Source organism: Ochrobactrum sp. PL_is501 (assembly GCF_055816895.1).
This window is the reverse complement of sequence record NZ_JBVPGR010000028.1, coordinates 1-13,589: the sequence shown is the minus strand read 5'-3', so window position 1 is coordinate 13,589 and position 13,589 is coordinate 1. Positions and strand designations below refer to the sequence as shown.

The 13,589-nt window shown below is 57.9% G+C and carries 15 protein-coding genes; 5 read left to right on the top strand and 10 right to left on the bottom strand.

Going from position 1 to position 13,589, the window contains the following annotated elements; genetic code table 11:
• Positions 1 to 63: 63 nt before the first annotated feature.
• Together speB and AC0TOF_RS03545 are read right to left on the bottom strand one after the other, a co-directional pair.
• Positions 64 to 1,014 (bottom strand): agmatinase, encoded by a 951-nt coding sequence (gene speB / locus AC0TOF_RS03550; protein ID WP_473767249.1) that lies wholly within the window; start codon positions 1,012 to 1,014, stop codon positions 64 to 66.
• Positions 1,015 to 1,053: 39 nt separating this feature from the next.
• Positions 1,054 to 1,410: an antibiotic biosynthesis monooxygenase family protein gene (locus AC0TOF_RS03545; RefSeq protein ID WP_473767248.1), complete on the bottom strand. Its 357-nt coding sequence runs from the start codon at positions 1,408 to 1,410 to the stop codon at positions 1,054 to 1,056.
• A gap of 179 nt (positions 1,411 to 1,589) precedes the next feature.
• Here AC0TOF_RS03545 and AC0TOF_RS03540 point away from each other — a divergent pair, with 179 nt between their 5' ends.
• The gene (locus tag AC0TOF_RS03540; RefSeq protein ID WP_473767247.1) at positions 1,590 to 2,399 is read left to right on the top strand and encodes a 5'-nucleotidase, lipoprotein e(P4) family; all 810 of its coding nucleotides are present in this window, start codon (positions 1,590 to 1,592) and stop codon (positions 2,397 to 2,399) included.
• A gap of 102 nt (positions 2,400 to 2,501) precedes the next feature.
• On the opposite strand, the gene rpsI is transcribed toward AC0TOF_RS03540, so the two are convergent.
• The 3 genes from rpsI to AC0TOF_RS03525 all read right to left on the bottom strand — a co-directional run bounded on the left by rpsI (position 2,502) and on the right by AC0TOF_RS03525 (position 4,127).
• Complete coding sequence (gene rpsI, locus AC0TOF_RS03535) at positions 2,502 to 2,978, bottom strand: 30S ribosomal protein S9 (RefSeq protein ID WP_002963925.1); 477 nt, start codon at positions 2,976 to 2,978, stop codon at positions 2,502 to 2,504.
• 2 nt (positions 2,979 to 2,980) lie between these two features.
• A complete protein-coding gene (gene rplM, locus AC0TOF_RS03530) occupies positions 2,981 to 3,445 on the bottom strand; it encodes a 50S ribosomal protein L13 (RefSeq protein ID WP_006472812.1) in 465 nt (154 codons plus the stop codon).
• Positions 3,446 to 3,680: 235 nt separating this feature from the next.
• Positions 3,681 to 4,127 (bottom strand): PaaI family thioesterase, encoded by a 447-nt coding sequence (locus tag AC0TOF_RS03525; RefSeq protein ID WP_473767246.1) that lies wholly within the window; start codon positions 4,125 to 4,127, stop codon positions 3,681 to 3,683.
• Between the two features lie 46 nt (positions 4,128 to 4,173).
• Here AC0TOF_RS03525 and AC0TOF_RS03520 point away from each other — a divergent pair, with 46 nt between their 5' ends.
• The 3 genes from AC0TOF_RS03520 to AC0TOF_RS03510 all read left to right on the top strand — a co-directional run bounded on the left by AC0TOF_RS03520 (position 4,174) and on the right by AC0TOF_RS03510 (position 6,492).
• Positions 4,174 to 4,635, top strand: a complete 462-nt coding sequence (locus AC0TOF_RS03520) for a CoA-binding protein (protein ID WP_473767245.1) — start codon at positions 4,174 to 4,176, stop codon at positions 4,633 to 4,635.
• 222 nt (positions 4,636 to 4,857) lie between these two features.
• Entirely contained in the window at positions 4,858 to 6,141 is a 1,284-nt protein-coding gene (locus AC0TOF_RS03515; protein ID WP_121982980.1) for an O-acetylhomoserine aminocarboxypropyltransferase, read from the top strand.
• Positions 6,142 to 6,144: 3 nt separating this feature from the next.
• Positions 6,145 to 6,492 carry a cupin domain-containing protein gene (locus tag AC0TOF_RS03510; RefSeq protein WP_121982979.1) on the top strand — a complete coding sequence of 116 codons (348 nt, stop codon included), beginning with the start codon at positions 6,145 to 6,147 and terminating at the stop codon, positions 6,490 to 6,492.
• 59 nt (positions 6,493 to 6,551) lie between these two features.
• Here the strand turns inward: AC0TOF_RS03510 and AC0TOF_RS03505 are convergent, their stop codons facing one another.
• The 5 genes from AC0TOF_RS03505 to AC0TOF_RS03485 form a co-directional block, all read right to left on the bottom strand.
• A complete protein-coding gene (locus AC0TOF_RS03505; RefSeq protein ID WP_473767244.1) occupies positions 6,552 to 6,938 on the bottom strand; it encodes a hypothetical protein in 387 nt (128 codons plus the stop codon).
• A 302-nt stretch (positions 6,939 to 7,240) separates the two neighbouring features.
• Positions 7,241 to 7,420: a Flp family type IVb pilin gene (locus AC0TOF_RS03500; RefSeq protein WP_473767243.1), complete on the bottom strand. Its 180-nt coding sequence runs from the start codon at positions 7,418 to 7,420 to the stop codon at positions 7,241 to 7,243.
• A gap of 258 nt (positions 7,421 to 7,678) precedes the next feature.
• Positions 7,679 to 8,068: a pore-forming ESAT-6 family protein gene (locus AC0TOF_RS03495; protein ID WP_122003418.1), complete on the bottom strand. Its 390-nt coding sequence runs from the start codon at positions 8,066 to 8,068 to the stop codon at positions 7,679 to 7,681.
• 163 nt (positions 8,069 to 8,231) lie between these two features.
• Positions 8,232 to 10,619: a PIG-L family deacetylase gene (locus AC0TOF_RS03490; RefSeq protein WP_473767242.1), complete on the bottom strand. Its 2,388-nt coding sequence runs from the start codon at positions 10,617 to 10,619 to the stop codon at positions 8,232 to 8,234.
• 2 nt (positions 10,620 to 10,621) lie between these two features.
• Positions 10,622 to 11,851, bottom strand: a complete 1,230-nt coding sequence (locus AC0TOF_RS03485; RefSeq protein ID WP_473767241.1) for an ROK family protein — start codon at positions 11,849 to 11,851, stop codon at positions 10,622 to 10,624.
• Between the two features lie 294 nt (positions 11,852 to 12,145).
• Between AC0TOF_RS03485 and AC0TOF_RS03480 the strand changes: the two genes are divergently transcribed.
• Entirely contained in the window at positions 12,146 to 13,393 is a 1,248-nt protein-coding gene (locus tag AC0TOF_RS03480; RefSeq protein WP_122003415.1) for an extracellular solute-binding protein, read from the top strand.
• Positions 13,394 to 13,589 lie beyond the last annotated feature (196 nt).

Genomic DNA, 13,589 nt, shown 5'->3' with positions numbered 1-13,589 from the left:
AAAGTTACGACAATGGGTGGAATGGCTGTTCGAGATGCTTGAATCACTTTGTGAGCAAGCGTCTCATCGTCGTTCTTTCCGTTCGGCCACAAGGCCCAGATAGTACATTGCGATCGTCGCTCCCGCGATGGCTGTTATATCGGCATGGTCATAGGCCGGTGCAACCTCGACCACATCGGCGCCCACGAAGTCAAGTGCCGTCAGCTTGCGCAGCACCGAAAGCATCTTGGCCGAGGAAGGGCCGCCCGCGACCGGCGTGCCGGTTCCCGGCGCAAAGGCCGGATCGAGGCAGTCGATATCGAAGGTCAGATAGGCCTTCCTGCCATTGGTGCGCTTCAGGATTTCATCGGCAATCGCCGCCGCCGACATGTCCTCCACCTCGTGGCCGTAAATGATCCTGATGCCGCAATCTTCCGGTGCGTGCGTGCGGATGCCGATCTGGATCGAATGGTCGGGATCGATAATGCCATCGCGCACCGCGCGGGCCACGAAGGAGCCGTGATCGATCCGCTTGCCATCATCGAACCACGTATCCTGATGCGCATCGAACTGCACCAGCGCCAGCGGGCCATATTTCGCGGCATGCGCCTTGAGCAGCGGCCATGTGATGAAATGATCGCCGCCAAGCGTTAGCAGGAATGCGTCGGATTTCAGGATTTTCGCCGCTTCGCGCTCGATGGTGGCAGGGGTCTTGGTGTGATTGCCGTAGTCGAGCAGGCAGTCCCCATAATCGATGACGGCGAGTTTCTCGAACAGATCGCGTTGAAACGGATATTGCGGATCATTGTCAAAGATTGCCGAGGCCCGCCGGATCGCCTGCGGGCCGAAGCGCGCGCCCGGCCGGTTGGAAACGGCGGCATCGAAGGGAATGCCCCAGACAACCGCTTCTGCGCCCTTGAGCGACTTCGTATATACCCGGCGCATGAAAGACAGCACGCCCGCATGGGTAGGATCGGTCGCGGCGCTGGTCAGGCTGCGGGCCGTGATCGCGTGGTCGATGGTCTTTGAAGGCATGGCTGTTATCCGGATGGTGTTCTGGCTTCTATAGCGCTTTCATTCGCTCTTGGCATCAAATCCATAGGCGCGCTCCACGCGACCGATACGCACGCGATAGGTTTCATACCATTTCTGGCGCCCGAGCTTCTGCGCCACCAGATGATCCACATCGCGCTTCCATGCGCGGATGCTTTCCTCGTCAGCCCAGAAGGAATTGGTGATGCCAAATCCTTCCGCGTCGCGGGCGCTCTCGATACCGAGATAGCCGGGCTGTTTCGCTGCAAGTTCGCCCATCCGGACCGCCATGTCGCCATAGCCATCGTCGTCGCCGATGACCCGTTGTGAAGCAAAGGTGACGATCAGATAGGGCGGTTCCGGTGTGGCTGCGAAACGGCTGGATGCAGGCGAGGACATGGGCTTATCCGTACGTAAAGGTGGCCGGGAGATGCTTCGGTCGTTCATATTCATGACGACTATCGAACCGGCTTGCAACTGTGACGAAGTCGCGCTGTCGCCCAATATATTGCGGACACAGAACAGCAATTGAGGTGCGGGAAGCCTTCAGCGCTAATGGCTTTCTTTCATGGAGGGACATGATGCGAAAGACATTTCTTGTCATCTCGGCCATTCTTGGCTGTTCGGCTTCACTTTCGGGCTGTGCAACGAACCAGAGTGGCGCGCGCTTTCAACTGGAGCAGCAGAATGTAAGCGCGATCAACTGGATGCAACAGTCCGGCGAATATGACGCGCTGGCCTATCAGGCGTTTAATGGCGCACGTCAGGCCTTCGATGCGGCAAAACCCGCGAAGGGGAGGAAAAAGGCCGTAATCGTCGATCTCGATGAGACGATGATCGATAATAGTGCCTATGCCGGTTGGCGCGTCAGGCAAAGCATGCCCTACACAGAGAAGACGTGGGCGCGCTGGATGGCTGCCGAGCAGGCACGTCCGATTGCTGGCGCTGTGGAGTTTGCAAGGCATGTGAACGCGAATGGCGGCACGATGTTCTATGTCACGAACCGCGACGCGCGATCATTTCAGCCTACCGCAGCAAACATTAAGAAGCTTGGATTTCCCGGCGTGTCGGCAAAAACGCTTTTGCTGAACAGCGGTCAGTCAAACAAGCAGGCGCGTTTCGATAGTATCAAGGCTGAGGGATATGATGTTGTCATCTATATGGGTGATAATCTCAACGACTTCGGAACTGCGACTTATCACAAGAACAATCAGCAGCGACGCGCATTCGTCGAGGCCAATCGAGAAGCGTTCGGCACGAAGTTTTTCATGTTGCCCAATCCCAGCTATGGCGATTGGGTCTCAGGCATGGCGCAGGATTATTACAAACAGACGCCGAAAAAGCAGCTTGAGATCAATCGCAAGTCCCTCCGCAGTTGGGCAGGCTGACAAGCAGCACTGCTCGCAACAAAAAAGCGGACCCGAAGGCCCGCTTTTCTGTAAGCTCTGAAGCGATAGATATTAGCGCTTGGAGAACTGGCCCTAAGCGCGTTAGCGCTTGGAGAACTGGAACGAGCGGCGGGCCTTGGCCTTACCGTACTTCTTACGTTCGACGACGCGGCTGTCGCGGGTCAGGAAGCCACCCTTCTTGAGAACCGTGCGCAGGCCCGGTTCGTAGTAGGTGAGGGCCTTGGAGATGCCGTGACGAACGGCACCGGCCTGACCGGAGAGACCACCACCGGCAACGGTGGCGACGATGTCGAACTGACCAGCGCGGTTCGAAGCGACGATCGGCTGCTGCAGGATCATCTGCAGGACCGGACGCGCGAAATACTTTTCGAACTCCTTGTCGTTGACGGTGATCTTGCCGGTGCCCGGCTTGACCCATACGCGTGCAACGGCGTCCTTGCGCTTGCCGGTGGCATAGGCGCGGCCCTGTGCGTCCAGCTTCTGGACGTGAACCGGAGCGGCAGCTTCGGTCTTGGCAACGGTGCCGAGTTCTTCGAGCGAGTTGATGCTCTCAGCCATGATTATGCATTCCCTTTGTTCTTGCGGTTCAGCGCTGCGACGTCGAGGACTTCCGGCTGCTGAGCTTCGTGCTGATGGTTCGGGCCTGCATAAACGCGCAGGTTCTTCATCTGGCGACGGCCGAGCGGACCGCGCGGGATCATGCGCTCGATTGCCTTCTCAAGAACGCGTTCCGGGAAACGGCCTTCGAGGATCTGGCGAGCAGTGCGCTCCTTGATGCCGCCCGGATGGCCGGTGTGCCAGTAATATTTCTTGTCGGCATACTTGTTGCCGGTCAGAACAACCTTGTCGGCATTGATGATGATGACATTGTCGCCATCGTCAACATGCGGGGTGAAGGTTGCTTTGTGCTTGCCACGCAGGCGATTGGCGACGAGCGATGCGAGACGGCCGACGACGAGACCTTCGGCGTCGATCAGCACCCACTTCTTCACCACTTCGGCCGGCTTCTGGGAGAAAGTTGCCATTGAAGTCTTCCTTGACTTGATCCCTGTCCTTGCGAACCGGGCTTTTTTTGTTGCTTGTGTTGGATATTCTCCAACCCGAACGGGCGTGCGAAAGTTGCCTTTCACGCGCTTCCGGCGGGTCGATATACAATGTTGGCGCTTCCGTCAAGCCCTATATTTGAAGCTTCTTTTAAAAAGAATAACAAAATCAATATGTTGCGTATTTGGTATTATAATACCGCATCTTTTTGGCCGCTTATCGCGGTGGAATCGAATAGGTGGCGGTGGCATGGGCGACCAGCTCGCCGCTTGCGCCATCGGTCAGGCTGATATCGAGGACCGCAAGGCGCTTGCCGAGTTTCAGGAGGCGCGCCACGGCCTCGACCGTGCCGGGGGAGGGCTTGCGCAGAAAGTTGATATTGAGGTTGGTCGTGACAGCCAGGGCAACCGGGCCGATATGGGCGAGAATGGCGGCATAGGCGGCAACGTCGGCCAGCGCAAACAGCGAAGGGCCGGAAACCGTCCCGCCCGGGCGCAGATGTTGCTCATCGGCGTGAAGGCGCATTGCCGCCGAGCCTTCATCCACGGCCACGACCTCGAAAGCATCGCCAAGCTGTGGAAATTCACGCTTCATGAAGGCCCGCAATTCATCGAGGCTCATGACGGGGCTGACGCTTGTGCGATGTGCGGTATTGATATTCATGCATTCCTCCCAAATTTAATAATCAATAGAGGCTGCGGCGGCTTTCATGCAAGCGCTGGCTCAGGCGATTGAAGAGGACAAGATGCGAAACCCATCCGACGACCAGATCCGCGAAATCCTCCTTTCCGTGAAAACGATTGCGCTTCTCGGCGCATCGCCGAAGCCGGAACGCCCGAGCAATGGCGTGATGGAATTCCTGCTCTCCAGGGGATACCGCGTGATTCCGGTCAATCCGGGGCAGGCGGGCAAGGATATTCACGGCCAGCGTGTCGTGGCCCGACTGGCGGATATCGAGGAACCGGTGGACATGGTCGACGTCTTCCGCGAACCCTATTCCCTGCCGGGCATCGTGGACGAAGTTCTGGCGATGAACCATCGGCCAAAGGTCTTGTGGACGCAGCTTGGCGTCGTGCACGAAGAGGCCGGAAACCGCGCCAGTGATGCCGGTTTGACGGTCGTCATGGACCGCTGTCCGGCCATCGAATATCCCCGCCTGATTTCTGAATAGGAAGTTTTGGATTTAATTTCTGCGATTCCGCCATTTGGCGGAAAATCCGCCTTTGCTTTCCTGGCGGCAACGCCTAACGTCCTGTCATCATTGGGGCTTAGAGCGACCTTTGTGCATCCTTACGGACGTACAAAGGTCGCTCTAAGTTATTGAATCGACGCATCGTGCTTCCGAAAATCAATTCCGATTTTCGGGCCGATGCTCTAGACGCTGGAGGAAATCATGTCGAAACGTTCGCCCGGAATTGAAACGCTGGCTGTCCACGCAGGCGCGAAGCCCGATCCGACGACGGGTGCGCGCGCAACACCGATCTATCAGACGACTTCGTTTGTGTTCGATGATGCGGATCATGCGGCATCGCTGTTTGGCCTTCAGGCTTTTGGCAATATCTATACGCGCATCACAAACCCGACGACGGCCGTTCTGGAAGAACGCATCGCCGCACTTGAAGGCGGAACGGCGGCGGTCGCGACGGCATCGGGCCATGCGGCACAGCTGCTCGTGTTCCACACGCTTCTGCGGCCGGGCGACAATTTCATCGCCGCGCGCCAGCTCTATGGCGGCTCGATCAACCAGTTCGGCCAGTCGTTCAAGTCTTTCGACTGGCATGTGCGCTGGGCCGACGCCACCAACCCGACCGATTTCGCCAAGCAGATCGATGACAGGACGCGCGCCATCTTCATCGAAAGCTTCGCCAATCCGGGCGGGATTGTCGTGGATATCGAGGCCATTGCCGAAATCGCTCACAAGCATGGCCTGCCGCTGATCGTGGACAACACGCTGGCCTCGCCCTATCTGGTGCGCCCGATCGAGCACGGCGCGGATATCGTCGTCCACTCGCTGACCAAGTTCATCGGCGGTCACGGCAATTCGATGGGCGGCATTCTGGTCGATGGCGGCACGTTCGATTGGGCCAAATCCGGCAACTACCCGCTTCTGACCGAACCGCGCCCGGATTATGCCGGTCTGGAGTTGCACAAGACATTCGGCAATATTTCCTTTGCTATCGCTGCCCGTGTTCTGGGCTTGCGGGATCTCGGTCCGGCCATTTCACCATTCAATGCGTTCCAGATACTAACAGGCGTGGAAACGCTGCCGCTGCGTATACAGCGTCATAGCGACAACGCATTGAAGGTTGCCTCCTGGCTGCACGGCCATGACAAGGTGTCGTGGGTCAATTATGCCGGATTGCCGCATGATAAATTCCACGCGCTCCAGCAGAAATATGCGCCGAAAGGGGCGGGCTCCGTGTTCACTTTCGGTCTCAAGGGCGGTTACGACGCGGGCGTTAAATTCGTCGACAGCCTCGACCTGTTCTCGCTGCTTGCCAATATCGGCGACACGCGCTCGCTGGTCATCCATCCGGCATCCACCACCCATCGCCAGTTGACCGACGAGCAGAAGGTGGCGGCAGGCGCGGGACCGGACGTGGTACGCCTTTCCATCGGCATCGAGGATGCCGACGATATCATCGCCGATCTGGAACAGGCGCTGGCAAAGGTCTGATCGATGAGCCGTTTTCTCGCTTTCGACCTTACCGGCATCGAACCGGAGGAAGGCGCTCCCTTGGCGGAGCGCATTCTTTCAGGCAGCCCCAAATTCCGCACGTGGAATCTGGAGGAGAATGCCGAAGGCACGCTTTACGCTGGCATATGGGAAGCGACGCCCGGCAAGTGGCGGATCGAATATGACGAATGGGAGTTCTGCCACATTCTGTCGGGCCGGTCGGTCATCCACGAAGAGGGCGGCGAAACCCGCGAGGTCAAGGCTGGCGACAGTTTTGTCATACGCCCCGGTTTCAGGGGAAGCTGGGAAGTGATCGAGACGACCCGCAAGGAATATGTCATCAAGTTATAAGGCCGATGAAAAACACCCGCCGAGGGCTTCGGCGGGTGTTTTGCTTGAAATATCCGTTATCAATTATGCGATTCGCGCCTGATCGGGCGGAATGGCGGAACCGTGTTCGGTCCCGGACGCTCCACGCTGGGTGTGTTGAACGACGGACGATCCGGACGCGGCGGGCGAGGGCGATCCGGCCTGTTGTAGCTCGGACGGTTGCGATCCCTGTCACGGTAACGATAATTGTCGCGATAGCGATAACGAGAGTCCCGATAATAGCGCGGATAGCGGCGATAATCGCGATAATAGCCGCCGCTGTCATAGATAACGCCGGTGCCGATATAGCTGCCGCGCGAATAATAGGGATCGTACCCATCGCCGTAATAGCCTTCGGACACGCAACCGCTGAGTGTAAGGCTCGCAGCGCCGATGCCGAGCGCCAGTAGAATAGATTTCAATGACATGTCCGCTACTCCAGTAATGCCGGTGTCAGCGCTGGAATACGCAACAACCACGCGGCGAACCACTATTTAGAGGGATTATGCGCATTTTTGCACCACGCCCATAATCAATAAAGATTGCAGATCGTTAGCTTGGTTAGCTTACTTCACATCTCCACGTCCACGCTGCTCAATTTCGATCCAATGCTGCAAGCCTGTTAAATAACGCAACAACGTTCCAAAAGTTGCTTCGGGCAAGTGAAAGGCGCCCCAAAAGACAAAACCGCCCCGGAGGGCGGTTGAGGTTTTCGGCTTGTTATCAGAGATTACTCAGACTTCGCAGCACCGATCTTTGTAGCGATTTCGGTGAACTGGGTTTTGATATTGGTTCCCAGCGTCGTCGTCGCGCCGATGATGACAACAGCGATCAGGGCGGCGATGAGGCCGTATTCGATGGCAGTTGCGCCGGATTCGTTTTTACGAAAGCGTGCGATAAGCTTGGTCATGTGTTGCTCCTGAGATCATTCTTGTTTGTTTAGTGGTCGCTGTGACCTGCGAGCAAACTATCCGCCAATTATGTTCACCCTCTTAAGTTGCATGGTAAACGGAAGGTGAGTATTTCATATGATTAATAAAGTGCTGAATATAAAATGAAATTTGAAAGTTCGGCACGAGCTGATCTCAAGCAACATTGAATGTGGAGTTTCAGATAGCAAAGAGCCCCGCTTGCGCGAGGCTCCATTTCCATACGGATTGTGATCCGCTTACTGCGGCAGCTGCGCGCCAGCCTGTTTGACGGCATCGGCCATCGTCTGGCAGAGCTTTTCCTCGGAGATGTTCTGCGCCTTTGCGCTGGTGGCGATATCCTGCTCCATACCCATCGCAGAGACCTTGCCCTGCTTGCCGGTTGCTTCGGCAGCATCGGCCTTGGAAGTGTCGGAAGGAGCGGGGATAAGCGCAATCATTTTCGTCTGGATTTCGATAGCGCCGCCATCGGTATAACCCTTTTCCTGGCAGTACTGGAGTACGCCAAGCTGATTGCGGGCGGCGTTATAGGCCATTTCCATCTGCTCCGGCGTTGCCTGAGCGAAGGCCGTGGCAAGATTTGCGCCAAGAAAAAGACCGGTCAAAGAAACACGTACCAGATTGCGCATGATAATTTCATCTCCATGAGTCAAATACACGTTGTGATAGAGCGAAATTTTTCCGCCATGGAAACTCAATAAAAATTAATTAGTGAAATGAAATATAAGGGAAAATGTTTCCCGCAAGGAACATATAGGCGTCATAAATATTTCATCTTGCCTGCATGCGCGATTATCCCGCCGGTTGCATGAGATTTGCGATCAAACGGAAAGCACCGGGGACGAGCTTGTCGAGTTGATGATGCAGGACGAGGCTCGCATGCGTATGGCGGCCTTTGCCAATTCGGGCTGAAACCAGTGCGCCATAGAGCGGCTGTTCTCCGTCGTCGTGCATGGAAAGCAACGGCTGATAAGCATCATCCCATGCGGAGGCGAAATAAAGTCCGCGTTCCTTGTGCCAGCCCTGCCAGTCGCTTTCATAGATGCTGTTGGGATAGGCAAGCAGGGGGTGTTCAGGGACAAGAACCGTAACCGCCGCATGCGGGTTCGTAACGCGCCAGCGCAGTGACGGCGATCCGATGGTCAGTTTTCGCGGCGGCGTCTGGTCTGGATGCCAGCCATCCGACGGCCGGTGATAGAGCGTCACAAGATGCCCGCCATCCTCGATAAAGCGGTGCAGTTTTTCCGTCGCCGCAGCAAGATCATCCCGCAGACCAAAGGCAAATATGCCGACCACGATGGTCGTGAAGCCGGATAGATCACCGGCAAGGTGATGCGGCTCGATGTCGGTGACGTCAAACCCCATGCGTTTCAGCCACAGGCCGACATTGTCGGCACCGCCGCCAATATAGCCGATATGCGCATCGGGCAGCTTCATGTCGAGCGCCAGCACCGGCAGCGCGGCAGGCTCACGCCAGACGGTTTTGCCTGTATGCGGATAGCTGGAAAAATGTGTTTGCCACGCCGGAGTTCCATCAACCAGTGCTGGAAGAACGGTCAGGCCGGGTGCCGGATCGGAGGGACCATGCAAGATGGCATTTTGTCCGTCTTTGCTGACGCTCCAGCCGTTCTGCGACACGAAGGTGATCTGTCTTGCCGGGCCATTGGCCAGAATCCGGATCGGCAATGGTTCCCATTTGCCCGACAGGATGACGGCTGGCGGGTCGATCTGCAACGAGACAGGCGGCACGATAATGAGGGGTTCTTCAAGGTCGAAGCTGCACTCCGCCAGATGTTCGTCAAACTGCGCTTTCAATCGGATATAGGCTTGTCCATTGCCCCCGAGCGACCGCCATGCCGGTTCAAAAAGCGGGGACGGTGCCGCGTCTTCTGCCAGCGCCACATCCAGAATTTCCCGTTCCGGCGTCCGGTGCGCTCGGGCGGTTGAACAGCTTTCCGGCAGGACGGGTTGCGCCGTTGCTGCAACATCTGCCGCACCCGGCCCATATTCGACAACAAGGCGGGTTTCGCCGCCCGTTGGCAATATAGGGGCTTCCAGATAAGCCCGCTCGAACAGCGTGGCCGCTTCGATCAGCGCGGCATCTATTTCATGCAGCTTGCGTTGCAGCCTGTGTCTGTGGCGCACAAGAAAATCTTCCGGTGCGCTGGCCAGAACAGTTTTCAGGCTTTTCGCAGCCTCGACCAGATTTTTGATGATGGCTTTTCTATCGGGAAAAGCTGCGATTGCCGCTTCAACAGACAGATGCGCATCAAGAAGCTGCTTGCGATTTTCAAATGCCAGGCTATCGGCGAGAACGGCTAGGGTTTCCGGGAACCCGTCAAAAATCGTCTTTTCCGAACGGCTTTCCGGCAGTTTCAGATGCAGCGGCCATTCGACCTTGGGCTTTTCCGGCCAGCGGCCCATGCCTTGCGTCGCATGGCAAGCCCGCGACCATTCACCGATCCGGTCGTATTCCGCGCCGGTTGCCTCGTCCCGCCCGGTCGCCCTGATCGTCAGCGTTGTATCGGGTGGCGGAAGCTCGTCATCGTAAGTGTCGCCGCCGCCCGGCCAGGCGGGAAGATAGAATTTCGCCACCTGCCACGGCGTCAGCCCTTCGGCAAGATGTTCTGTAAAGGCATGGGGATCAGCGGCAAGCCGTATGGCCGTTTCCGCCGCCCGCGTCATGGCGCGATGGTGGCCGTGCTGGCCGGGAACATCGAGAAAGGTCGGCAGCACGATATCGGGGCGTTCGGCGCGATAGGCGCGGACCAGCCGCTCGACGGTCTTCTCCTCGCCCCAATGGGCGAAGGTGCCGTCGCCATCCTTGGAGAAGCCGAAATCGTGGACGGAATCGTCAGGGCCATGCCCAAGCCAATGCACGTCGCAATCGAGAATGCGCGCTGCTTCTTCCATCTCGCGGCTGCGGATCGTGCCAAGCGCGCCGCCGCGTTCCGGGCCGAGTGCATTTTGCCCGCCTTCGCCGCGCGTCGAGCAGGCAATCACCACCTTCATGCCGAGCCCGAAACGCAGATAGGCCATCAGGCCGCTTTGCTCGTCGTCGGGGTGTGCGCCCGTATGCATCAGCGTCACGGTAGAGCGCAGCCTGTTCAGCGCCCGGTGCAGGCGGACAAGGGCGGAAGACGATTTCTGGCGCTCTATGCGCTGAAGGGCGGTAAGCATGGTCAGACTTCCGAATTGGTGTCGAGCTTCGGCGTCATGGCCTCGAACATGGGGAGCGATGCAGCGCCGAGCGCGGCGGTAAACTGTCCCGTCTGGCCGCGAATGACACGTGGAAGCGCGCGGGCGCGGCGGCTTGCGACCGAAATCGGCAGGCCCCCCATGTGCCAGATCAGGTCATCAATGATCGCATCGGGCAACATGCCGCCCAGAATGATCGTCTCGGGATCGAGAATGTTTTCGATCATGGCAATCATTGGCGCCAGATGGTCGGCGGCTTCCTGCACCCAGCCCATCAGGACCGGGTTGCGGTCTTCGTGCAGTTTCTGGAGCGCGTCGAAATCGGTGTCGTCAATCCCTGCCGCGTGAAGCTTCTCGCGCAGGGCGTGAAGCGAGGCATAGGTTTCAAGGCAGCCCTTCTGGCCGCAGGCGCAGGCGCGTCCATTGGGCGTGATGACGACATGGCCGATTTCTCCGGCATTGCCGAAAGCGCCGCGAAACGGCGCGCCGTCCTGGATCATGCCAAGCCCGATACCGGCGCCGAAATAAATCATCGCGAAACTGGAAATCGCATGGCCTGCGCCGAACAGGCGCTCGCCGACGGCGGCGGCATTGGCGTCGTTTTCGACCAGAACCGGCTCGCCGCAGGCTTCGCTCAGAACCGCCGCCGCATCGATGCCGGACCAGCCGGGCAGGGTGGTCGGGCCAACCGAACTCATGCCTTCAATGTCGAACGGTCCCGGCATCACGACGCCTATGCCGAGCAGGCGCGCGGGAAATGAAGCTTTCACGGCGTCGACTTCTTTTCGTAACTGTGCGGAAAGCCTGTCGGGGCTGACATCGTGGATCGGGCGCACATGCTGCTTGCGCGGCTTGCCGGACAGGTCGAGCACTGTCGTCACCATATGCGTCGAACCCATTTCAACGCCGATGGTCATCGCGCCTTCGGGATTGACGGCAAACTGGATCGGCGGTTGGCCGCGTCCTGTTTTCAGCCGTCCGAGCTGCATGAGCAAATTCTCTGACACCAGCTCATCGACGATATTGGCGATGGCCTGCGCGGTCAGATGGGTAAGGCGGGCGATATGCATCCGGCCAAGCGCACCGTGGCGGCGAACGACATCAAGCACCACGCGCCGGTTATGGTCGCGGATTCGCTCGGGATTCTTGCCAAGGGTGACAGCCTGCGCAGCGGCCCGCATGGTTGCCGATGCATCTTGCGATTTCGATGTCATGGTCCCTCCTGTCTCCCGTCCAAAAGAGATAGCGCGGGCCGCTTTTAACAGCAATATATTAATTCAACTAAATTATCTTATTGACAAAAGGCTCACAACATTGAACCGTAAAGGCAGGGTGGTGAAGGCTGCTCTGGCTCATGTCGGGGAAGTGGGTTCCCGCATGGGAAAATGGGCGCCGCGCATGTTCTGCGCGGCATGTGGTGGAAGAATATGCGGACGGTGCGAGGCACTGCCGCAGCCGTGCCTGGCGACCGCATTCGAACCGGTGGGCGGGGCATTAGGGAGGTTTAAATGCGTAAGCTGTTATTGGCAGGTCTGGTCGCGGGTCTCAGCACCTTTGCGATCAATGCCGCTCAGGCTGTCGAGATCGAATATTGGCAGTATGTCTTCGAGACGCGCGTCAAGGCGATGGACAAGCTGATCGAGAATTTCGAAAAGGCCAATCCGGACATCAAGGTCAAGCAGGTCACGTTCCCATACGACGACTATCAGACGCGCGTGATCGCCGCGAAGATGGCGGGCAAGAGCCCGGACGTGATGCAGCTTTTCTACGGCTGGCTGGACAAGTTCGTGGCTGGCGGCATCTTGCAGCCGCTGCCGCAGGACGCATTCCCGCATGACAAGATCGAAAGCGAATTCTTCCCGATCGTTTCGGCGATGAAGCGCGGCGATGAATATTACGGCCTGCCGACGGCTGTGCGTTCGCTGGCGCTTTTCTACAACAAGAAGCTGTTCACCGAAGCTGGCCTCGACCCGAACAATCCGCCCAAGACGCTGGATGAAATGGTCGAAGCCGCCAAGAAGACGACGAAGCGCGACGCTTCCGGCAATCTTCTGGCCGAAGGCATCACGCTCGACATGCCGGGGCAGGACCAGCATTGGTGGCGTGAGGTTCTGGTGCGCCAGTTCGGCGGCCAGCCTTACACCGACAACGACCGCAAGGTCGCCTATAACGACGCTGCCGGCGAAAAGGCGCTTGCCTTCTACACCAGCCTCCAGACCGAACATAAGGTCGGCGAAGTCAAGTTCATGGATGAAGGCCAGGCTGCTTTCCGCGCTGGCATGGCGGCGATGACCATCGACGGCACATTCCGTCTCGGTTCGTTCCGCACCATCAAGGACTTCGAATGGGGCGTGACCGAGCTTCCGGCCAATGCGGAAGGCGTGCGCTCCAACTATGCGAGCTACTTCGCCAACGGCATCAGCGCCAAGGCAAGCGGCGAGAAACTCGAAGCCGCCAAGAAGTTCCTGAACTACATCTCCTCGCCGGAAGCCATGGAAATCTGGCTGAAGGATGTGGGCGAACTGCCTGCGCGCCGTTCCGCGGCCCTGACGGAAACGAACCTTGCCGATCCGATCTACGGCCCGTTCCTGAAAGGTCTGGAATATGCGCACACGACCATGTTCGTGGACGAGCTGAAGCAGCGCCAGGTCGCTGTTGACATGGCCAACCGCGTGATCCTCGAAAAGCAGGCGGTCAAGGACTCTCTCGAGCAAGCCGCCAAGTCCGAGCAGGAAGTGCTCGACGCGGCCAAGTAAGGCAATCGTGAAAGAGGAAGTGGCTGGAAACAGTTCTGGCCACTTCCTCTCATCCTGCCTTCTAGAGCATTTCCAGCAAAAGTGTGAAACGGTTTTGCGTTGGAAAATGCGACAAAACAAATAGTTAGAGCGGTTCCGGCGATTCCGTTAAAACAGGAACCGCTCTAGAGCATTTCCAGCAAAAGTGTGAAACGGT